Below are 19,916 nucleotides of genomic sequence, written 5' to 3' on the forward strand. Positions count from 1 at the left end.
CTGCGAAATCAGCAGGGCCATCACACAGGGTTGTTATTATGCGCTCTCTACTCAACAAGCTCTATCTAGCATCCGGATATTTATCCGGCTTCTGTATTGTCCTGATCACCCTCATTATTACCGCGCAAATTGTCGGCAGGATATTAGGTTTTATTGTGCCCTCTGCAGAAGATTTTTCAGGTTACGCGCTCGCCGCTGCGACATTTTTCGGGCTTGCCTATACCTTCCGTGAAGGCGGGCATATAAGAGTCACACTGGTTATTCAACACTGGAGAGAAGGCACTCGTTACATTCAAGAGTTATCGGTCCTTATTCTTGCGCTGTTACTGGTCTGTTTTATGTCTTTCTACTCCGTCCATATGGTTTGGGAATCATACATTTTTGAAGAGGTTTCTTCCGGGTATGTTTCGGTGCCAGTCTGGATGCCCCAGGTGCCTGTGGCATTAGGTATTCTTATGTTAAATATAGCTATTCTGGATGACGTTATTTCCATGTTAAGACGAAAGGCGCCTTCCTATAAAGCTCATGAAAACGAGCTTAATCTGGAGGAAATCTAATGGATATGACCTTTATAGCCATCTCCCTGGCGGTGTTCATGCTGCTGATGCTGGCGCTGGGAGTATGGGTTTCTTTGGCGCTGTTTGGCGTAGGTGTATTAGGCCTGCTTCTGTCAGGTAACGATCAGATCGGTTTACTATTTGCCACATCGACCTGGGGGGCAAGTACCTCGTGGTCACTAACGGCATTACCACTGTTTATCTGGATGGGCGAAATACTCTTTCGTACACGTCTGTCAGAAGATCTGTTTAAAGGACTATCCCCCTGGTTAAGCGGGCTACCCGGCAAGCTATTGCATGTTAACGTGCTCAGTTGTGGTATTTTTGCTGCGGTATCGGGCTCCTCTGCAGCCACGGCTGCCACCATCGGCAGAATGACATTGCCGGAGCTTAAAGCTCAGGGATACAGTGACAAAATGGCGGTGGGCACACTCGCCGGTTCAGGTACGTTAGGGCTGCTGATTCCTCCTTCGATTATCCTGATTGTTTACGGCGTGGCCGCAGAGGTATCGATTGGTCGCCTGTTTATCGCGGGTGCTCTGCCAGGGTTGTTACTGGTTACCTTGTTCATGGGCTACACCGTCATATGGGCCTTACTGAACAAAGACGAACTGCCCCAGCACGATAAATCGCATGTTTCCTTTGCGGCAAAAATCAAAGCCTTACGCTTATTGCTACCGATTATGGGCTTGATTGGTTTTGTACTGGGTTCCATCTACGGTGGTTTTACTACCCCAACCGAAGCCGCTGCGCTGGGTGTCGTTGGCGCACTGTTTCTAGCGGGTGTAACTGGCTCATTAAATAAGAGCAGCTTTGGAGAAAGTTTGACAGGTGCGGTCAAAAGCTCATGTATGATCGGCTTGATTCTGGCTGGAGCACACTTTCTGACCCTTGCGATGGGCTTTCTTGGTATTCCCAAAGCGTTGGCCGAATGGATAGGCCTTATGTCGCTCTCCCCCGGGGTGCTACTGATCTACCTGACCATTTTATTTGTAGCGCTGGGATGCTTCCTCGATGGTATATCAGTGGTAGTGCTCACTGTGGCCGTAGTATTGCCTATGGTGCAACAGGCCGGTATCGACCTGCTCTGGTTTGGTATCTACATAGTATTAGTGGTAGAGATGTCACAAATCACACCTCCAGTCGGGTTCAACCTGTTCGTTATTCAGGCGCTGACCGGCAAAGACATTCTGTATGTAGCCCGCGCTGCACTACCGTTTTTCTTGCTAATCCTGTTTGCTGTGGTATTGATCTATCTGTTTCCTCAGATCGTGACTTATCTTCCAACATCAATGAGCGGACCATAACCCATAAGATCGAGCCGCAACGATAGCAATAAGGAGGACCTAACGCTGAATAGCGCCTGGCCCTCCCGTCCTACCCAAACAAACCCATTTGAAACTACCTCTATGAATAACAATAATCAGATGTTGATTAGCCAATACATAAAAGCCAAAGACAACAACAAACCGCATTTGATGAAGAGTGTTTTTTCTCAGCAAGCGACACTTGAGATGATCGTGCAAACGGACAACATATCATTTCCAGCCAAGGTGACTGGCGTGGATCAAATCACACAGACACTGGTCAGCGAATTCAATACCACCTACGAGAATATTTATACCCTTTGTCTCACGGACACGGTGCAGCAAAAGGTGGAGCAAAACCAGCTCAACTGCCGCTGGATAGTGTGCATGACTGAAAAAACCTCCGGATCTTTACGCCTAGGCTATGGAGACTATCAATGGAATTTTGAGAAGAACGCCCCTGGCCTCGCTAATCATCTGGTCATTACTATCGAGCTGATGATTATTTTACCTCAGGCGTTGCAGCCCAAAGTATTATCCTGGTTTGATAAGCTTCCATACCCATGGGCTCTCTCATCAGAGCTGCAAGCAACCATGCCAGATATTGAACTACTCAGCGATACCCTACTGCCATTTTACCAATGACTCATTGAAAGGGAGCCTGATCAAATGCCTACTATATTAATTACCGGTGCTAACCGGGGTATCGGTCTTGCTTTGGCACGATCCTATCGGCGGGACGGATGGCGCGTTTTTGCGGCCAGCCGTAACCCGGACGCGTCATTAGCAGAAGGAGCCGAAGCCGTGACTCTGGACCTAAGCAGTCCAGAATCGATCAAAGCGTTAACGTTAACACTAGCCGGCATCCCGATCGATATTGTCTGGAATAACGCCGGGGTTTATCTGGATAAAAATCAAGCCCTCGAACAAGTCGACAACCGCGACTGGCTGCGTTCGTTCGAAATCAACTGCATCGCACCTATTCGTATCGCAGAAGCCCTGGTAGAAAACGTCAGTTTATCGGAACGAAAAGTAATGGCCTTCACCACCAGCAAGATGGCCTCACTCACCGTCAATGGAGCAGGAGCCTACGCTTATCGTTCATCAAAAACGGCACTGAATATGGCAGTACGCTGCTTTGCAAAAGACCAGGAAGCTAAGAAAATCAGCTGTCTGCTGCTGCATCCCGGGCATGTAAGAACAGATATGGGAGGTCCGGAAGGCGATATTGACATAGCCACCAGCGTCGCAGGTATGCGAAAGGTGGTAGATCAGATGAGTCCTGCCTATCCAGCCGAAATGAACAAAGGCTACTTTGATTACGACGGCAGCAGGATTCCGTGGTAAAGGAGAGAACAGCATTTCCCCTCCTCTTAAGAGAAGAAACCATGCTTAGTTCCAGAATATATATTTACAAAAAGCGAGACCACAAAACATGGTCTCGCTTACCAGGCCTTTAGACGATTCTGTTGCCATCCATTAACTGAGACACTTTCAACGGATTCCCATCGCGCAGAGCTTCAGGCAACAATGCCTGAGGCATATTCTGATAGCATACGGGACGCAGGAAGCGATAAATTGCAGCACTTCCGACTGAAGTAGTCCGGGAGTCCGAGGTGGCAGGAAACGGTCCGCCATGAACCATGGCATGACACACTTCAACCCCGGTTGGCCAACCATTCACTAACACCCGACCCGCTCTTTCTTCCAAGGCTGGCAGTAGTAGCTTAGCCTGCTCTATATCGCCCTCTTCCATCTGAAGGGTGGCCGTTAGCTGCCCTTCCAGCTTTACTGCAACGGACTTTACTTGCGCCATATCGTCGCATTCGATCAGTAAAGAGCAAGCACCGAACACTTCATTCTGAAGTCGGTCATCATTAAGGAACACCTCTGCAGAAGTGGTAAACAGAGTCGCTTGGCATTGGTTGGGAGCGTCACTCGTGTCGCCGTTACCGAGCGAGCGAACACCCGCGTTATCAGACAATGCTTTGACGCCTTGCTCGTATGCGCTATGAATTCCCGGAGTCAGCATGGTCTGAGTCGCGATACCGGAAATCACTTTACTTGTCGCTGCTACAAAGGTGTCAAGGGCCGGACTGCGGATGGCAATGACCAAACCAGGGCTGGTACAGAACTGGCCGGCTCCCATCGACAAAGAGCCGATAAAACCTTCAGCCAGTGCCTGAGTCCGTGACTGAAGCGCTTCAGGTAATAAAAATACCGGATTGATGCTGCTCATTTCCGCATAAACAGGAATCGGCTGAGGACGCGCTTGTGCTGTCGCCATCAACGCCATTCCACCACTACGTGAGCCGGTAAAACCGACGGCCTTTACCCGAGGATCAGATACCAATGCCTGTCCAACCTCGAAACCGGAACCAAATAACAGTGAAAACACACCCTCAGGCATCTGACACTGCTTGATTGCTGCCTGCACCGCTCGCCCGACCAGTTCAGACGTACCAGGGTGGGCAGAATGCGCTTTAACAATCACCGGACAACCGGCAGCTAACGCTGAGGCGGTGTCTCCACCCGCAACGCTGAATGCCAACGGAAAGTTACTGGCACCGAACACCACAACCGGGCCAAGGGCGATATGCTGCTGACGCATATCAACTCTGGGTAATGGTTGACGCTCTGGCAAAGCCGGATCAATACGGACATCTAACCATTCACCGGCGCGGACTACGGAGGCGAACAGGCGTAACTGCCCGCAAGTTCGGCCGCGCTCGCCTTCTAATCGGGCGCGAGGAAGGCCCGATTCGAGCATCCCGCGCTGGATCAGTTCATCGCCGATCGCCTCTATCTGGTCTGCGATAGTTTCCAAAAATGTCGCGCGCTGTTGCAGCGATGAAGTTCGAAAAGCCACACTTGCCGACTCGGCTAACTCGCAAGCTCGATTAACTTCTGCAAAGCCGCCACTGGCATAAGCAGGCTCAAGGTGCTCACCGCTGGCAGGATTGACGGCATGAATGGGAGCCCCTGCTGCGAAAAAGGCATCTAGACCAATGAGTTGTTGACCTTTAGGTTGCATACTTTTGCTCCTGCTTTGTAAATAATAGAATAAGGGTTGTGAGTTAACGTACTTAAATATGAGCCCCGGCACGGCCACCCTGAGTGGCCGGCGGGTTGGGTGACGCCATTAAGTCCTCTCAGCAACGCTCTCAACAGCGTTCACTGGATTCTTAATTGGTTTTTTGATGGCGAGGAAGTAAACGAAAATGAGTGTGAGAACAACAAAGAACAAACTATCCAGATTAGTAAAGAACGTCATTGGATTGCCATTCGAGAGAGCCAGCGATCGGCGCAAAAACTCTTCCAGATTAGGGCCGAGAATAAACCCAAGCAACAGTGTTATCACCGGGAAGTCATTCTTTCTCATGTAGTAAGCCACTACCCCCATTACCAACGCCATGATCATCTGGAAGGTTGAGTAAGTAGCAACATAGCTGCCTACCACCGCGAGCAGAGCGATAGCACCATAGAGGACATCCTTACGGATCGCGACAATCTTAATGAAGTAAGGACCGAGTAAGAACAGCGTTAATGGAATCAATACGACCGCACTAAATAATAAAGAGGCCAGCATCGGTGCAATCAAATCCGCTTGCCCAGACATCAACTGAGGACCAGGTTGAATCCCGTTGATAACGAGCACGCCGAGCATGATTGCAGTGATCGGATCGCCAGGAATACCAAACGTCAGCATCGGCACTAAAGCGCCACCACAAACCGCATTATTGGCTGTTTCGGATGCCGCGATCCCTTTAGGATTACCTTTACCGAAGCTTTCAGGGTTCGATGAGGTGCGAACCGTTTCAACGTAAGCAAGGAAGCTCCCCATAGATCCGCCCGCCCCTGGAAGCGTACCGACAGAATAACCAATCAACGCCGACTTGACGTAACAAACGATCCCAATTTCGCGAATAGACGCTAATGGCGGGATGAAATCCCGACGTCTGATTTTAACACTACTGATGGCTTCTGTGGTTAGACGAGCCTCTTTTGCAGCATTAGCCTGAGTCAATATTTCACTAATGGCAAAGGTACCGATAATCACCGGCATCAGATCGATACCTGCGGTGAGATCGCTTAATCCGAATGTGAAACGAGTGACCGGTTCCATCGCATCCAGACCTATCGTTGCCAACATTAAACCGATGCATGCTGCCATGGCCGCTTTGATCATTTTTCCGCGTTGAGCGATAACGATAACGATAATCGCAAAAGCCAACAGTGAAAATTTACCGGTGGTTTGCACCAGCAGTGATGCTTTGGCAATAAATGGCGCGATGGCGATGAGTAAAATGGCACCTAACGCGCCGCCCACCATAGAACCGAAAGCCGCGTGACCCAGCGCTAATGCGCCTTTGCCTTGCTGCTGCAGCGGATAGCCATCCAGAGCTGTCATCATTGATGACGGTGCCCCGGGAATGTTTATCGTCGTGGCCGTGATGCTGCCACCACACATTCCCGCCATATAAATACTGGAACAGGCCATTAATGCGGTAGTGACATCCAGACTGTATGTCAGAGGTAACAGCAACGCTAATGCCAAGGTTGCAGTCAGCCCCGGGATGGCGGAAAAAATAGTACCGATGAGAAAACCTGCTACCACGTAGGCCAGTACCACAGGATTTAGCAGAGTTGAAAAACTACCAGCTACCAGTGTAATAAATTCCATAATTTAACCCCACAAGGCCGGAAGCCTAACGCCGAAAAGTTGTTCGAATACGATATATCCAAGAGTGGCTATCACTAGTGAAATCGCTCCCTTTTGAGCGTATTTCCCCTTAGAGGAAAAGACCAATATGATTGCAAAAACAAACAACGCTGAAGAGATAAAATACCCAACCGTTGAAAAGGCAATAATATAAATGAAGATAGAAACAATAATGACAGGAACGGAAAACTGATTCTCAGCAGCACTGTCTGTCTCTGTTAAGCCGCTTCTTTTTACTGCGCTGAACTCGTTATAAAATAATACTCCACTAAACAGTACTGAAAACGAACCCAGAATCAGCGGAAAGAAAGAGGGCTGAATACTCCCTTCTGCAATTGGGTTTCCCAGGTTGATGGCAGTGATGAGATATCCGATGGAAACAGCAAGAATTAACAATTGAAAGATAAGTTTTTTACATAATAAAATCATTTTGAGTCCCTCGGGCATCCCCCCGGCAACACTGCAGGAGGATGCACGCTACATCGTTATAGGCCTAGTCCGTCCATCACTTTGAATGTTTCTGACTGCAGCTTATCAATCCAGTTCTGCACATCATTGGCACCCAGCCAGCTTGGCGTTACGCCGGTGCTCGCTACCCAGGTTTGGAACTCTTCGCTCTCGAAGGCATGCTTAAAAGACGCTTCCAACTTAACTATTGCCTCTTTAGGGGTGTTCTTAGGCGCAGCCAACAAAACGAAGCTTCCCGTTTCCAGTTCATAGCCCAGAGAGCTAATAGGCGGAACACCAGGGAACGACGGATTTTGCTCTGAGGACAGCTCTACCAGCCCCTTTGCGTCTCCTGACTCGATAATTCCACTAAAATCACCCAAGCTTGAAATAGCTGCATCCAACTCACCGGACAACAGTGCTTCGGCCTCGGCGCTGGATGATCCGGGGTAAGTGATGACGTTAAACTTAACCCCCGCTTGTTGTTCAAGACGACGGATCGCGAGAAAGGGACCAGACCCTTTAGGTGCAACACCCACACGCACGCTATTGGGTTTTGCTTTGGCAGCTTCAATCAGTTGGTTAAAGTCAGTAAAACCAGAATGCTTAGACACGACAACAGCGTCGGCTTCACGTGTAATTCGGGCAATCGGAGCCATTTTTTCCAGCGAGTAACCGGGAACCATGTTGCCACGCGGAAGAGTGATAACACTGTCGTAGGTTAATACACCGACGGTGTGGCCGTCAGGGCGAGCCCGCGTCATCTGCATCAGGCCTGTTGCGGTAACGGCACCAGGGATGTTTTCGACGTATATAGAGACCAGCATCTGCTGCTCGGCAAGGTTACTGATTTTTCGTGATATGGCATCGGCACCACCGCCGGCAGGCCAAGGAACGATAAGGCGAATATCGCGTGAAGGATAGTCAGCTGCCGCAACAGTTGAGGTCAGCAAACAAGCACCAATGGCGCAGATGAATTTATTTTTTAATCCTGTGAACATCATAGTGAACTCTCTTTTTATCTTATTTTTATTATTAACAGATAGTCATTGTTGGCGACGATCTATTAAATTTTTCAGGTATAAACGATTGGAGATTATCGTTTACCTCAGTCGTCAGATTACTTTTATAATAGTCAGATTACTTCTATGCCTTTTGGTTGTTGTACTCCTCCAGCGTTTCCGGATTAGGCGGATAAAGCCCGATGACTTTGCTGCCGGCACGCACTTTTTCCAGTACGTAATCTTCGTAGAGTTCCATTGCTATCGCCTGCTCGGCAACTTCCTCTGCAATCTCTAAAGGTATGACAATGATCCCGTCGCCATCGCCTACTAATACATCGCCCGGATTAACGGCCACTCCGCCACAACCAATCGGCACTTGAATATCAACCGCATGATGCTTAGTCAAGTTAGTGGGTGCGCTGGGTTTAGCGCAAAAGATTGGCATGTTCATATCGGATGCATCGTCACAATCTCTTATGCCTGCATCAGAAACAAAGCCCGCACATTGGCGATACTCCAATCGAGACAGAAGAATGCTCCCGGCAGAGGCTGCGGATGCATCCTGGCGACAATCGGATACCAACACCATTCCTGCAGGAACGGTTTCAACAGCCAGGCGCTGAGGATGGACGGGGCTTTTAAAAGCCTCGACAGTATCAACATCTTCGCGTGCCGGGATGTAGCGCAACGTAAATGCCTGTCCGACCATCTTCACTTTTTTGTTGTTAATGCGGTTTACACCCTGAATGTACGTGTTGCGCAAGCCTCGTTTGAAAAGTGCGGTGTGCAACGTAGCTGTCGAGACACGGCGAAGGTCATCAAGCACCTTCTCATCTAACAGCATATATTGATCGCTTGTTGTCATATATTTTACCTCGGTCAGAAAAAACAGTAATCGAACTGTACGCCATTAAAAATTACAAATCAAACAACTTTTTACAACTTTTTACTTTTTTGTAATAAGTTGTTGTATCTTTACTCTTATCCATCCAGTCGTATATGCCGCTTAATAACAAATACAGGCTTGTGAAAAAACTATCCCTGGTGTTAAAATTGAGACAATTAGTGACCATTTAGTCTGATTTTACCCGTAAAAAGCCAACATTTAATGAAGATACTGTTAATCGCTTTATAAATGAACTTTTCAGGATGAATGGTTAATTATAGTTGACAAAAGTTGTCTTTTTTAGCTTTAATACTACCTTCGGTTGTTATAACTATGCGAATGCAAGTACCAGAAATGAGTCAGTCGCTCTCGTCGGTGGTTTATCAGAAGATTCTGATTTCCATCATCAGTGGGGAATACCCTGCAAATGAAAAGCTTCCGAGCGAGGCTAAGCTTTGTGAAAAGTACAGCGTTTCTCGACCCGTGTTGAGAGAGGCCTTAACACGACTTAAAGAGGATAACTTAATTGTATCCCGGCGTGGATCAGGTAGTTTTGTCATTAAGCGTCCAGATGATGCTGTCCTCTCCTTCTCTAAAATATCCAGCATTTCTGATATTCAGCGGTGTTTTGAGTTCCGTACCAGTCTTGAAGGTAATGCCGCAGGGCTCGCCGCTACCCGGCGAACAGCCGAACAGCTGGGTCGCATCGTTGCCGCAGCAGAAAAAATCAATGAAGCGAATAAGCTTCATGCCCTCGCCAGTGACGAGGATTTTGAATTCCATCTCGCTATTGCCGAGGCTGCTAACAATAAATATTACACGACGGTGATGAAATCGCTGCGAGAGAACATTAAAGAGGGGATGAATATTACCCGGACGTTATCCTTGCGATCGTCGAATAATCGCATGGATCTGGTTCAGGATGAGCATGACACCATTTTGAAATATATCATCGATGGTGATGCCCAGAAAGCGGAAGCCGCGATGAAAGCGCACCTCAACAATGCCAGAATCAGGATGTTTGAGGGAACCGATAGCTAAACATTTACCTCATATTTACATGCCCTCCTGAATGTGTCAGAACGTCGCTACTGAGGGCTTTCAGGACGACTATTAATGACATCAGATTTTGCTACTGCATTGCCAAATGTGTTGGTTATCTGGCCTAACCGGCCATCCCAAATGGCTCATCTTGAAGCGACATATAAGCTGCACCGGCTTGACCTATGCAGCAATCCCGAAGCGATGATCGAAACTATTGGTGACAGTATCACGGCGGTTGTCACTACAGGGATAAAGGGACTCTCCAGTGACCTGATAAAGCGGCTTCCTAATCTTAAAATCGTTGCCTCATCAGGTGTTGGTTACGATAGTATCGATGTCGCACTGTGCTCCGAGTTAGGCATTCATGTGACCAATACGCCTGATATACTAACCGATGATGTAGCAGATATAGCCATCGCGTTAATGCTGGCACAGCGTCGCGGTATAGTGTTGGGTGATCGTTGGATCAGAGAGGGTTGCTGGGCACAACAAGGCCCGATGCTACTCACCAGCTCAATACGGGGTAAGCGCTTGGGGATTGTCGGTTTGGGACGAATTGGTAAGGCCATAGCGGCTCGGGTTGAGCCGATGGGGGTGCAGATCGCTTACTTTGGCCGTCGCCCTCAAGCTGATAATGTATATGATTTTAAACCCAAGTTGATCGATCTTGCGCACTGGGCGGATATCTTGGTTTTGGCATGCCCTGGTGGTGAGGCCACCCATCATTTAATTAATGCGGAAGTATTGGCGGCATTAGGGACTAACGGCACCTTGATTAATGTAGCGCGTGGGTCGGTCGTCGACCAACAGGCTCTGATTGATGCGCTAACCACTAATAGCATTGCCGGAGCAGGGCTGGATGTTTTTACCACTGAACCACATGATGGCCGGGCCTTTGCTGGATTGGATAACGTGGTGTTATACCCTCACCACGCCAGCGGCACTATTGAAACTCGTGATGCGATGGCGCAGCTGGTAGTCGACAATCTTGAAGCACATTTTGCCGGACGCGCGCTGTTAACCGCGATTAATTGAAGTGCGGCTCAAGACTGACTAACGAAACTAACGTATAAAATTTACGATTTCGTAAATTTTATACTGGAGAGAGCGGAAACCTTCCCGTTCCGGCAATCAAAGAATCAATTTCTGCAAGGCCATCCGTTTTATAGCACATTTTTTTGGGTTGGTCGCCAAGCGCTATTCAGCATTGGCGAGTTGAATTGGCTTACCACTATCAGCATATGGCCGCCTCTCACCGTACAAGCATAAGTGTTACACTTGTTATCTAAAATCCGTTATTGCATCGAATTTGTCCTTAAGACATTGTCGTCAAATATAACAAGGAACCTGTGCGTTATGCCGTGTCTTTCCGTTATGCCGTGTAAATCGTTAACCTATCTCTTCTTGCTACTCTGTGCTTGCGGCTTCTCGACAACGCTTTTTGCCCATGGTGTTGATGACAGTACTAAGCAGTTTTTACTGGCGAACCAAGGCGTTTCAATCATTCCTTATATGTATATTGGCGCCAAGCACATGGTGACCGGTTACGATCATTTGCTCTTTCTTATAGGGGTTATCTTTTTCCTTTACAGATCTAAAGACGTCATAGTGTATGTGACACTCTTTACTATCGGCCATAGCTTAACCCTGATGTTCGGTGTCCTGTATGACATTGCCATGAATGCTTATTTAATTGATGCGATTATTGGATTTTCTATCATCTATAAAGGGTTCGACAACCTGGGAGGCTTTAAGCGGCTATTTGGCTTCCAGCCGAATACCAAAGCGGCGGTGATGATTTTTGGCTTATTCCATGGTTTTGGTTTAGCGACCAAAATACAGGAATTCGAGATCCCGCAGGATGGCTTATTTGAAAATCTTATCGCCTTTAATATAGGCGTTGAGCTAGGCCAGTTTTCAGCCTTGATGTTTGTTCTGATTGCACTCAGTTTTTGGCGACGGCACCCTAGTTTTTTGCGATTTTCAACGGCAACCAATGCGCTTCTCATGAGTAGCGGTGTGATGCTGGTTGGCTTCCAACTCACTGGATTTTTTACAACGGTTTAAGGTGACATTATGACTCAACCAGAACAAACCGGAAGTGATCAGCATGAGCTGGAGCATTCGGTACAATCAACCCAAACGTTAGTTAAAGCCAGTGCCTTTGCCGGGCTTTTTGGGGCCCTTATATTAACAGTGGCGATACTACCTGCCGAATATAATATTGACCCTACGGGTATAGGGGCCTATCTAGGGTTAACCAAGTTAGCAAATGCAGCCCCTCTAGAGCCGACTACGCAGACAGTGACGGGGCAAACTGGCGAGTCCCAAAAGCACAGTACTGAAATTACTATTCCAGCAGGTAAGGGCTTGGAATATAAGCTCAGTATGTTGAAAGGTGAAGCCATCCGTTATTCTTGGAATTCAACGGGTGGGGAGCTGTTTTTCGATTTCCACGGTGAGCCCAAAGGCGATACGACAGGTTATTTTGAAAGCTATACGATTAGTACATCCGATACCATCAAAGGTTCGCTAACAGCCCCCTTTGATGGGTCGCATGGCTGGTATTGGGAGAATAGAGCGAGTTCGCCTATTACCGTATCACTGAAAATCGAAGGGAACTATGAAATTATTGGCATCAAGTAGGCGCAACTCAATTAGTCGCATCACTTGATGAAACTAAGTGACAACTTTAATCTATTTACCTGAGAAGTCTTATATATTTCATATGTGCTTAGGCAGTTTTTGGAAAGGTAATCCGAAAGCTCGTGCCTTCAATCGTCGATGTCACTGATATTTCGCCATTATGAGCTACGACGATTGCTCTGGTAATTGCCAAACCTAAGCCAGATCCTTCCGAGTCACCTTTCACTCGATTCTTATCAACCCTGTAAAAACGCTCAAACAGATGAGGGATGTCCTCTACCGGTATAGGGACACCTGCATTATTAACTATCAGCAAAACGGACTCAGAAGCAGATTCAATCTGGACGTCAATCGCTCCATGGGCCGGTGTGTAACGTATGGCATTAGATAATAAGTTATTGATAACACGGCGGATCATTAAACGATCCCCTTTGATCCGGCCTTTCCCTGTTACGCGTAGGTAAATTTGTTGATCCTCGGCTAATGCATCATAAAACTCAAACACATCAGCCACCTCTTCATCGAGTGCGATAATTTCATTTGAAGGCAGCGTTAATCCGTGATCCGCTTTAGCAAGAAAAAGCATGTCAGAAATCGTACGTGATAATCGCTCATACTCTTCTGCATTAGAAGCAAGAATAGCCTGATAAGTCCGCACATCTCTAGGAAAACTCAATGCCACATGTGTTTGCGTCATGAGGTTGCTGACAGGGGTTCTGAGCTCGTGAGCTATATCGGAAGAAAACTCCGATAGACGCCTGAACGCATCTTCTAACCGCGCTAACATTTGGTTAAGAGCATTCGCCAACTCTGAGATTTCGACCGGAACATTTTCAACAGGCATACGCTTATCTAACTGGTTTGCTGTCACCGCTAATGCACGTTTTTTCATTTGATATAGGGGTAACAAACCTCGTTTCGCCGCTAACCAACCGAGAAGACCACTGATTAATGCAGCAATAACAACATACACCAACAGGGCTCCCTGAAAGCGCGACATAAAGAGATCATGATGATTAATATTTAGTGCTACCAATATGATAATGGGTAACTCAGGCTGGTTTGTTACATTTATTGTAACAACAAGCCCTCGATAGGAGTGCCCCTCGGCATTCCAGGTAATCGTCTGGGGGGAAGAAGAACCTGATTGTTCTCTTATCATTTTAACGGGGAATTCTACGCCCGCAGAACTATACAGAGGTACACCTTGCTCGTGCATAACTAAAACCAACAGATCTTTATGCCCAATCAACCCTGATGTTAACTTGTCTAAGAACGGATCTAGTGTATTAGCACTAACCCCTTTAGAAGCAATACTGCTAACCAGCTGTATTTTCCCTTGTAATGTTTCTTTATCCTCCTCCAAAAAATGCTGCTTTATAGAGAAAACAATCACGACACTAAGCCCTAGCAATACAAAGCCCGACACCAATGTATATAAGCCCGTCAGCCGCCAAATTAAAGATAACTTACGATTCATAGCTTGTCCGAATCCTCTAATACATACCCCATCCCCCGGAGCGTATGTATTAATTTAGGGCTAAACGGATCATCTACTTTGCTGCGAAGTCGTCGAATAGCGACTTCAATCACGTTAGTATCGCTATCAAAATTCATATCCCATACCTGTGATGCAATCAGGGAGCGTGACAAAACCTCACCTTGCCGTCTCATCAACAATTCCAACAACGAAAACTCTTTAGCCGTCAGGTCGATTCGCAGACCCGCTCTGCTAACCCGTCGGCGTAATAGATCAAGCTCTAAATCTGCAACACTCAATACTGTCACTTCTGACGTGATACGCGTGCGTTTTAATAAGGAGCGTATCCGTGCTAAAAGCTCTGAAAAAGCAAAAGGCTTCACTAAGTAATCATCAGCACCTAAGTCAAACCCCTTTACACGGTCTTCTACTAGATCGCGTGCTGTTAAAAACAATACAGGCATATCCCTGCCGCTCAGGCGTAATGTTTCTAACACTTTCCAACCATCGAGCCCAGGCAACATGACATCAAGAATAACCAAATCATAAGCGTCAACCTGTGTCAGTGCCAAATGAAGACCATCTATGCCGTTACAGGCAAGATCCGTGTTAAAACCCGCTTCATTAAGTCCCTGCTGAAGAAATTTTCCTGTTTTATCCTCATCTTCTACTACCAGTATTTTCATAACACACCCAGACGTTTTGAGTGAGTATAAACACATAAGCAGTATTAAATGAAAATTACAAAAATGTAATCCTCATGTCAGCTCGGTGAAAGGCGCGGTGTTTACTATAGATCTGAAAGATTACAAACATGTTCTTACATCAGCAGGGAGAATAACAATGAAACTTAAAAACATTATTATCAACGTAAGCAGTGTATTACTTATCAGCGCTGCCTTACCTGCCATCGCTCATGAGAAAACGGATACTGGCATTCATCATAAAGAAATGGTGGAAGCACCCACTGCTCACGAACACACGCCTTCTGCTACTGATACGCATTACATGATGCATGGTGGCGATGATCATCAAGGTCATTTAATGGAAGGCGCCACACACGGAGAAAACCAAGCGACCGAACATGAAAAACAACTAATACCTGATACCCCATCAAATAAAGACTATAAGATGAACCCTGGTGGCGGTCCTCAAGCTGAATGAACGGAAGGTAAGGATTATCTTAAAGAATAGCATTACTGCCACTTACGGTAAGTCGTACCCCGTGAGTGGCGCACTGCATTCCAGTATTGCACTTGTCAGATGAATTAACAGTTCAGGTGTTACGTTCAGGTGTTACATAGTCAGGCGCGATGGCTCCATTTACGCGCTTTAACTATGATTAAGGAGAAAGTCATGGGCTATTTGGCTATCGATAGCACTCAGGAACACGCCTCGTTAGAGCAGCCATCTGATTCTATTGAGCTCATCATTGAGGGGGCTGGGTGTGCCAGTTGTGTCGGTAAAATTGAAGCCGCGCTTACTTCGGTAACAGGTGTTCAGCAAGCAGAAATGAATTTTGCAGCTCGCACAGTGACGGTATCAGGTCAGGCCGAATCATCCGCGTTGATTCAAGCGATCGAGCAAGCTGGATATAACGCCAGAGTTGTGCAAAGTAACTCAGAAGCAGAATTACTCGATGAAAAAGAACACGCTGACTTAGCTTATTACAAAACACTTATGTGGAAAATGTGGATTGGGCTTGCCTTAGGACTTCCACTGATGATTTACGGCCTTATTGGCGGTGATATGACCGTGACCACGACCAACGAACGTCTCGCTTGGTTATTGGTGGGTGCATTAACGTTTAGCGTGATGTTTTTTGCCGGAAAACATTTTTTTGTGGGCGCGTGGCAATCCTTTAAAAACCATTCAGCAAACATGGATACACTCATCGCTCTGGGTACAGGCACCGCCTGGGTCTATTCGATGGCAGTGATCGCTGTGCCTGATCTTATACCTGACATGGCAAGACACGTTTACTTCGAAGCCACTGCAATGATTATTGGTCTGATCAACCTGGGATTGGCCCTTGAAGTTAAAGCACGAGGCCGAACGTCTGAAGCGATCAAACGACTGATCGGCTTACAACCCAAAACAGCGAGTGTTCTCAGAGACGACATTGAATTAGACATCCCTATCAAACAAGTGCTGCTGCACGACATTGTTCGCGTCAGACCCGGTGAAAAAATTCCGGTGGATGGCGTCATACAAGAAGGCCAAACGGCCATTGATGAGTCTATGTTGACCGGTGAGCCGATGCCTGTCGTCAAAAATACAGGCGACGAAGTCACCACGGGCACCTTAAATAAAACAGGTTCCATCTTATTCAAGGCCACTCGCGTCGGCAAAGATACGGCGTTAGCACAAATCATCAAGATGGTTAAGCGTGCCCAAAACTCTAAACCACCGATTGGCCGCTTAGCGGATGTAATCTCCGCCTATTTTGTTCCTGTTGTTATGATCACTGCGGTTATCAGTGCATTGGCCTGGTTGAACTTCGGCCCAGAACCCGCACTCGCCTTTGCCATTGTTTCAGCGACAACCGTACTGATTATTGCCTGCCCTTGCGCATTAGGTTTAGCCACGCCTATGTCAGTCATGGTCGGCGTGGGTAAAGCCGCAGAAGCCGGCGTGCTCATAAGAAACGGCGCTGCATTACAAACCGCCTCTAAAATAACCGCCATGGTGCTTGATAAAACCGGCACTATTACTGAAGGTGCGCCAAAAGTAACTGATATTGTCGTGGCTAATGGATTAAGTGAGGAAAGCATTCTGCAGTTAGCTGCCAGTATGGAGTCAAGCTCTGAGCACCCATTAGCATTAGCGATTGTAGAATCTGCAGTAGAGAAAGGATTGTCACTCAATCGAGCAGAAAATTTCAATGCTATTGCTGGTCACGGTGCTGAAGCGACTATTCAGAGCCAACGATTGCTATTGGGAAATGAAAAATTAATGCATGACCGTAATATTGATATCAGTGGTTATATTGAAACAGCTCAACAGTTAGCCAGAGAAGCCAAAACACCGGTCTATTTTGCCATTGATGAACAACTTGCGGCGGTTATTGCGGTAGCCGATCCGATCAAACACGACTCTATTGACGCTATTAAGCGCCTTCAAGCTAATGGTATCCGGGTGGTTATGCTCACAGGAGACAATAGACTGACGGCTAAAGCAGTTGCCGAGAAAGTAGGTATAACTGAGTTCTTCGCTGAAGTATTACCAGAAGATAAAGCCAAAAAAGTAGCTGAATTACAACAACAAGGTGAAATAGTTGGCATGACGGGTGACGGGATTAATGACGCTCCCGCACTGGCACTGGCCAACGTCGGCTTTGCTATCGGAACCGGCACCGATGTGGCTATAGAAAGTGCGGATATTACCTTGATGCGTGGCTCATTACACGGCTTGGCTGATGCGGTAGCTGTCAGTAAAGCAACATTACGTAACATCAAACAAAACCTGTTTGGTGCCTTTATCTATAACGTAGCGGGCGTCCCTTTCGCCGCAGGCGTGCTGTACCCCTTCTTTGGTTTGTTATTAAGTCCAGTCATTGCCGGAGCAGCCATGGCATTTTCATCTCTGACCGTCGTAATGAATGCAAACCGCCTACGCCTTTTTAAAGCCAAAGATCATTAAGGAGTCATACGATGTTGTTAATTAATATCAGTGGGTTTCTTCTGATTGCTCTAATCGTGTGGTGGTTCTGGCTTTATAAGCCTCAGGAAATAGAAGTCACCAACAATAAAATGGTTATCCGAGTCGAAAACGGCGTTTACAATCCCGCTCATATAAAAGTAAAAGCGGATAAATCCACAGTGCTGACATTTTTCAGAACTGACAGCTCCCCCTGCTCAGCAACGCTACTCATTCCCGGTATAGAAATGAGCCAGGAGATTCCCCTCAATAAAGAGACTGTTATTACCTTGCCCCCTTTATCAGCGGGAGAATATCCATTTCATTGTTCGATGCAAATGTATCGTGGTGTGATTAAGTCAGAATGAGGAGTGAATGTATGTTTAGTTTCTGGAAAACACCCTGGGGGTTAGCAGCTCTAGTCCTGAGTGGTGCGGCGACGTACTTTTTAGTGGTCGAACATCAGCAACATATTTTTGCCTTTTTACCCTTCTTGATTTTTCTAGCGTGCCCATTAATGCATCTATTTATGCATAAAAAACATAGACATGGTCACAGCAAGCATGAAGAACATGAAGAGAGCCAGGACGTTTTTCAAAAAGGCGTTGAAGAAGGTAAACGTCAATCACTTATTAGTAACAAGGAGAACAATCGTGAATGACTCACAACATAGACTCGGTGTTTGTGAAGTCAACTTAGTCGTCAGACATTTACGCTTGGACAAAATAACTGTGGCCAATAAGGATCTAATCCTTGCGGAGATTGATGCGATCTATGGTATTGATAATGTGTCATTTGATGATAAAGCAGGGGTCTTGAACATTGCGTATGATGCATCACGTTGCCACTTAGACGGCATTGAAGAAATCATCAGGCAACATGGTGCAGATGTCGCTCATGATTGGTGGACACACTTTAAAGAAGGCTACTACAAGTATGTTGATCAGAACGTTAAAGATAATGCAGCCCATGAACCCTGGAGTTGCCATAAGGTCCCACCAGGTAAAAAATAACGTTCATATATAAAATATAGTCGCGTGACCCTCTTGCTATAAGTCAGTCATACCCGTGTTCTTCTTAGTTGATGTAAAACGCCAAACCCCTGCCGCTATAACCAGCACGATAACAAGCCCCACATTTATCACCAACGACTGATCCTTAGCCGTATCACCAAAGTGAGCCATTAAAAAGCTTGCCGGGAGAATTCCAATAGCCGTAGCAATAAAAAAACGTCTGTAGCTCAGTGTAGTAATGCCAGCCGCATAACTAATCAAATCAAAAGAAACAAATGGCATGAGCCTCGACGCTAAAATAAGCCACATCAATCGTTTCGGGTCCTGAAGCTTCCAACCTGGAAATTGCTGTTCCAGCCAAAGATAAGCCGCTTTAAAGCCTAAGATGCGCGCTATACTAAATGCGATACTGGCACCTAACAACGATCCGGCAAAAACGTAAACAGTTCCTTCGTAATGTCCGTATACAGCGCCTGCCGCCAAAGCAATAGGGGCGCTAGGTAAGGGACTAAATACAATCGCTACTGCCATACTGCCAATGATTACCAAAGGCCCTATAAATCCTGAGTTTCTGGCATAATCGATAATTAGCTGAGGATTAGTCCAATCGATAGGTAACTGAACACTAAAATGATCAAGCCACCCCCACAGAAAAAATGCAGCAACCACTAAAGTAATGAGTAAATATCGAAATGCCGTAAGCACCGGTTTCATAAAAAATTTTCCTTCACAGGGCTGGCATTGTCAGTGACAGGTTAATTCAGCCTGACAAAGCCAGCACTGCAGAGTTAACACTTATTCGCCGTAATACAATCCACCAAAATGCTTTTTACCATCCGCTGTTTTGAACAACACCATCAGTTGATGCTTACCGCTTTCCTTGAGGTCATAACCCGCCATCTGCCAGTCGCCCATGGTCATTAGGGGTTTGCTTTCATCTGTACCATCGGGATAGATAACTTTAGAGTTAATCTTCAGATTTTTTACCATTGCCCCCTGCTGCTCTACCTTAATCATCACATTATGTGATCCACCGTGCTCCATCCCTTCATCTGCTTTCATCACATGGAAGCTAACCGTATAGCCATCAATATCCTTCTTTTCCAAAAACATCTTGTTCTGATTCATATTGCTACCCATAGAGTCATGCGACATAGCCTCCTGTGGCAT

22 protein-coding genes are annotated in these 19,916 nt (G+C 46.6%); 13 read left to right on the plus strand and 9 right to left on the minus strand.

Annotation, left to right across the window (positions count from 1 at the left end):
* Positions 1 to 38 precede the first annotated feature (38 nt).
* The 4 genes from ABY436_RS01670 (at position 39) to ABY436_RS01685 (ending at position 3,211) form a co-directional block, all read left to right on the plus strand.
* Complete coding sequence (locus ABY436_RS01670; RefSeq protein WP_372737291.1) at positions 39 to 557, plus strand: TRAP transporter small permease; 519 nt, start codon at positions 39 to 41, stop codon at positions 555 to 557.
* Entirely contained in the window at positions 557 to 1,864 is a 1,308-nt protein-coding gene (locus ABY436_RS01675; protein ID WP_372737292.1) for a TRAP transporter large permease, read from the plus strand. Before ABY436_RS01670 ends, ABY436_RS01675 begins: the two co-directional genes overlap by 1 nt.
* 102 nt (positions 1,865 to 1,966) lie before the next feature.
* The gene (locus ABY436_RS01680; RefSeq protein ID WP_372737293.1) at positions 1,967 to 2,509 is read left to right on the plus strand and encodes a hypothetical protein; all 543 of its coding nucleotides are present in this window, start codon (positions 1,967 to 1,969) and stop codon (positions 2,507 to 2,509) included.
* Between the two features lie 24 nt (positions 2,510 to 2,533).
* Entirely contained in the window at positions 2,534 to 3,211 is a 678-nt protein-coding gene (locus ABY436_RS01685) for an SDR family oxidoreductase (RefSeq protein ID WP_372737294.1), read from the plus strand.
* Positions 3,212 to 3,320: 109 nt separating this feature from the next.
* On the opposite strand, the gene ABY436_RS01690 is transcribed toward ABY436_RS01685, so the two are convergent.
* From ABY436_RS01690 to ABY436_RS01710, 5 genes are all read right to left on the minus strand, one after another.
* A complete protein-coding gene (locus tag ABY436_RS01690; protein ID WP_372737295.1) occupies positions 3,321 to 4,898 on the minus strand; it encodes an aldehyde dehydrogenase (NADP(+)) in 1,578 nt (525 codons plus the stop codon).
* A gap of 108 nt (positions 4,899 to 5,006) precedes the next feature.
* Positions 5,007 to 6,548 (minus strand): tripartite tricarboxylate transporter permease, encoded by a 1,542-nt coding sequence (locus ABY436_RS01695; RefSeq protein ID WP_372737296.1) that lies wholly within the window; start codon positions 6,546 to 6,548, stop codon positions 5,007 to 5,009.
* A gap of 3 nt (positions 6,549 to 6,551) precedes the next feature.
* Positions 6,552 to 7,016, minus strand: coding sequence for a tripartite tricarboxylate transporter TctB family protein (locus ABY436_RS01700; RefSeq protein WP_372737297.1), 465 nt, complete (start codon positions 7,014 to 7,016; stop codon positions 6,552 to 6,554).
* Positions 7,017 to 7,072: 56 nt separating this feature from the next.
* Complete coding sequence (locus ABY436_RS01705) at positions 7,073 to 8,038, minus strand: Bug family tripartite tricarboxylate transporter substrate binding protein (protein ID WP_372737298.1); 966 nt, start codon at positions 8,036 to 8,038, stop codon at positions 7,073 to 7,075.
* A gap of 142 nt (positions 8,039 to 8,180) precedes the next feature.
* Positions 8,181 to 8,903: a ribonuclease activity regulator RraA gene (locus ABY436_RS01710; protein ID WP_372737299.1), complete on the minus strand. Its 723-nt coding sequence runs from the start codon at positions 8,901 to 8,903 to the stop codon at positions 8,181 to 8,183.
* A 375-nt stretch (positions 8,904 to 9,278) separates the two neighbouring features.
* Here ABY436_RS01710 and ABY436_RS01715 point away from each other — a divergent pair, with 375 nt between their 5' ends.
* From ABY436_RS01715 to ABY436_RS01730, 4 genes are all read left to right on the plus strand, one after another.
* A complete protein-coding gene (locus ABY436_RS01715) occupies positions 9,279 to 9,965 on the plus strand; it encodes a FadR/GntR family transcriptional regulator (protein WP_372737300.1) in 687 nt (228 codons plus the stop codon).
* 75 nt (positions 9,966 to 10,040) lie between these two features.
* Complete coding sequence (locus tag ABY436_RS01720) at positions 10,041 to 11,003, plus strand: 2-hydroxyacid dehydrogenase (protein WP_372737301.1); 963 nt, start codon at positions 10,041 to 10,043, stop codon at positions 11,001 to 11,003.
* A gap of 339 nt (positions 11,004 to 11,342) precedes the next feature.
* The gene (locus ABY436_RS01725; RefSeq protein WP_372737312.1) at positions 11,343 to 12,035 is read left to right on the plus strand and encodes a HupE/UreJ family protein; all 693 of its coding nucleotides are present in this window, start codon (positions 11,343 to 11,345) and stop codon (positions 12,033 to 12,035) included.
* 9 nt (positions 12,036 to 12,044) lie between these two features.
* Positions 12,045 to 12,614: a hypothetical protein gene (locus ABY436_RS01730; protein WP_372737302.1), complete on the plus strand. Its 570-nt coding sequence runs from the start codon at positions 12,045 to 12,047 to the stop codon at positions 12,612 to 12,614.
* A gap of 88 nt (positions 12,615 to 12,702) precedes the next feature.
* On the opposite strand, the gene ABY436_RS01735 is transcribed toward ABY436_RS01730, so the two are convergent.
* Positions 12,703 to 14,094, minus strand: a complete 1,392-nt coding sequence (locus tag ABY436_RS01735) for a heavy metal sensor histidine kinase (protein WP_372737303.1) — start codon at positions 14,092 to 14,094, stop codon at positions 12,703 to 12,705.
* Positions 14,091 to 14,780, minus strand: coding sequence for a heavy metal response regulator transcription factor (locus ABY436_RS01740; protein ID WP_372737304.1), 690 nt, complete (start codon positions 14,778 to 14,780; stop codon positions 14,091 to 14,093). The genes ABY436_RS01735 and ABY436_RS01740 overlap by 4 nt, the downstream gene beginning before the upstream one ends.
* A 157-nt stretch (positions 14,781 to 14,937) precedes the next feature.
* On the opposite strand from ABY436_RS01740, the gene ABY436_RS01745 reads away from it, so the two are divergent.
* The 5 genes from ABY436_RS01745 to ABY436_RS01765 all read left to right on the plus strand — a co-directional run bounded on the left by ABY436_RS01745 (position 14,938) and on the right by ABY436_RS01765 (position 18,746).
* Entirely contained in the window at positions 14,938 to 15,258 is a 321-nt protein-coding gene (locus tag ABY436_RS01745) for a hypothetical protein (RefSeq protein ID WP_372737305.1), read from the plus strand.
* Between the two features lie 192 nt (positions 15,259 to 15,450).
* Positions 15,451 to 17,736 carry a heavy metal translocating P-type ATPase gene (locus ABY436_RS01750; protein WP_372737306.1) on the plus strand — a complete coding sequence of 762 codons (2,286 nt, stop codon included), beginning with the start codon at positions 15,451 to 15,453 and terminating at the stop codon, positions 17,734 to 17,736.
* Between the two features lie 11 nt (positions 17,737 to 17,747).
* Positions 17,748 to 18,101 (plus strand): cupredoxin domain-containing protein, encoded by a 354-nt coding sequence (locus tag ABY436_RS01755; protein ID WP_372737307.1) that lies wholly within the window; start codon positions 17,748 to 17,750, stop codon positions 18,099 to 18,101.
* An 11-nt stretch (positions 18,102 to 18,112) separates the two neighbouring features.
* Complete coding sequence (locus ABY436_RS01760) at positions 18,113 to 18,394, plus strand: DUF2933 domain-containing protein (RefSeq protein WP_372737308.1); 282 nt, start codon at positions 18,113 to 18,115, stop codon at positions 18,392 to 18,394.
* Positions 18,387 to 18,746, plus strand: a complete 360-nt coding sequence (locus tag ABY436_RS01765; protein WP_372737309.1) for a cation transporter — start codon at positions 18,387 to 18,389, stop codon at positions 18,744 to 18,746. The genes ABY436_RS01760 and ABY436_RS01765 overlap by 8 nt, the downstream gene beginning before the upstream one ends.
* A gap of 36 nt (positions 18,747 to 18,782) precedes the next feature.
* On the opposite strand, the gene ABY436_RS01770 is transcribed toward ABY436_RS01765, so the two are convergent.
* Together ABY436_RS01770 and ABY436_RS01775 are read right to left on the minus strand one after the other, a co-directional pair.
* Complete coding sequence (locus ABY436_RS01770) at positions 18,783 to 19,460, minus strand: TVP38/TMEM64 family protein (protein ID WP_372737310.1); 678 nt, start codon at positions 19,458 to 19,460, stop codon at positions 18,783 to 18,785.
* 81 nt (positions 19,461 to 19,541) lie between these two features.
* On the minus strand, positions 19,542 to 19,916 hold a 375-nt coding region (locus ABY436_RS01775; protein WP_372737311.1), incomplete at its 5' end, for a hypothetical protein.

The sequence above is a fragment of the Neptunomonas sp. genome (assembly GCF_041601355.1).
Taxonomy (GTDB): Bacteria; Pseudomonadota; Gammaproteobacteria; order Pseudomonadales; family Balneatricaceae; genus Neptunomonas.

Coding starts and splice junctions, on each gene's coding strand:
- ABY436_RS01740 (WP_372737304.1), bottom strand. CDS start 14,780: ATGAAAATACTGGTAGTAGAAGATGAGGATAAAACAGGAAAATTTCTT.
- ABY436_RS01755 (WP_372737307.1), top strand. CDS start 17,748: ATGTTGTTAATTAATATCAGTGGGTTTCTTCTGATTGCTCTAATCGTG.
- ABY436_RS01680 (WP_372737293.1), top strand. CDS start 1,967: ATGAATAACAATAATCAGATGTTGATTAGCCAATACATAAAAGCCAAA.
- ABY436_RS01715 (WP_372737300.1), top strand. CDS start 9,279: ATGAGTCAGTCGCTCTCGTCGGTGGTTTATCAGAAGATTCTGATTTCC.
- ABY436_RS01725 (WP_372737312.1), top strand. CDS start 11,343: ATGCCGTGTAAATCGTTAACCTATCTCTTCTTGCTACTCTGTGCTTGC.
- ABY436_RS01690 (WP_372737295.1), bottom strand. CDS start 4,898: ATGCAACCTAAAGGTCAACAACTCATTGGTCTAGATGCCTTTTTCGCA.
- ABY436_RS01705 (WP_372737298.1), bottom strand. CDS start 8,038: ATGATGTTCACAGGATTAAAAAATAAATTCATCTGCGCCATTGGTGCT.
- ABY436_RS01695 (WP_372737296.1), bottom strand. CDS start 6,548: ATGGAATTTATTACACTGGTAGCTGGTAGTTTTTCAACTCTGCTAAAT.
- ABY436_RS01730 (WP_372737302.1), top strand. CDS start 12,045: ATGACTCAACCAGAACAAACCGGAAGTGATCAGCATGAGCTGGAGCAT.
- ABY436_RS01720 (WP_372737301.1), top strand. CDS start 10,041: ATGACATCAGATTTTGCTACTGCATTGCCAAATGTGTTGGTTATCTGG.
- ABY436_RS01670 (WP_372737291.1), top strand. CDS start 39: ATGCGCTCTCTACTCAACAAGCTCTATCTAGCATCCGGATATTTATCC.
- ABY436_RS01675 (WP_372737292.1), top strand. CDS start 557: ATGGATATGACCTTTATAGCCATCTCCCTGGCGGTGTTCATGCTGCTG.
- ABY436_RS01745 (WP_372737305.1), top strand. CDS start 14,938: ATGAAACTTAAAAACATTATTATCAACGTAAGCAGTGTATTACTTATC.
- ABY436_RS01770 (WP_372737310.1), bottom strand. CDS start 19,460: ATGAAACCGGTGCTTACGGCATTTCGATATTTACTCATTACTTTAGTG.
- ABY436_RS01685 (WP_372737294.1), top strand. CDS start 2,534: ATGCCTACTATATTAATTACCGGTGCTAACCGGGGTATCGGTCTTGCT.
- ABY436_RS01735 (WP_372737303.1), bottom strand. CDS start 14,094: ATGAATCGTAAGTTATCTTTAATTTGGCGGCTGACGGGCTTATATACA.
- ABY436_RS01700 (WP_372737297.1), bottom strand. CDS start 7,016: ATGATTTTATTATGTAAAAAACTTATCTTTCAATTGTTAATTCTTGCT.
- ABY436_RS01760 (WP_372737308.1), top strand. CDS start 18,113: ATGTTTAGTTTCTGGAAAACACCCTGGGGGTTAGCAGCTCTAGTCCTG.
- ABY436_RS01750 (WP_372737306.1), top strand. CDS start 15,451: ATGGGCTATTTGGCTATCGATAGCACTCAGGAACACGCCTCGTTAGAG.
- ABY436_RS01710 (WP_372737299.1), bottom strand. CDS start 8,903: ATGACAACAAGCGATCAATATATGCTGTTAGATGAGAAGGTGCTTGAT.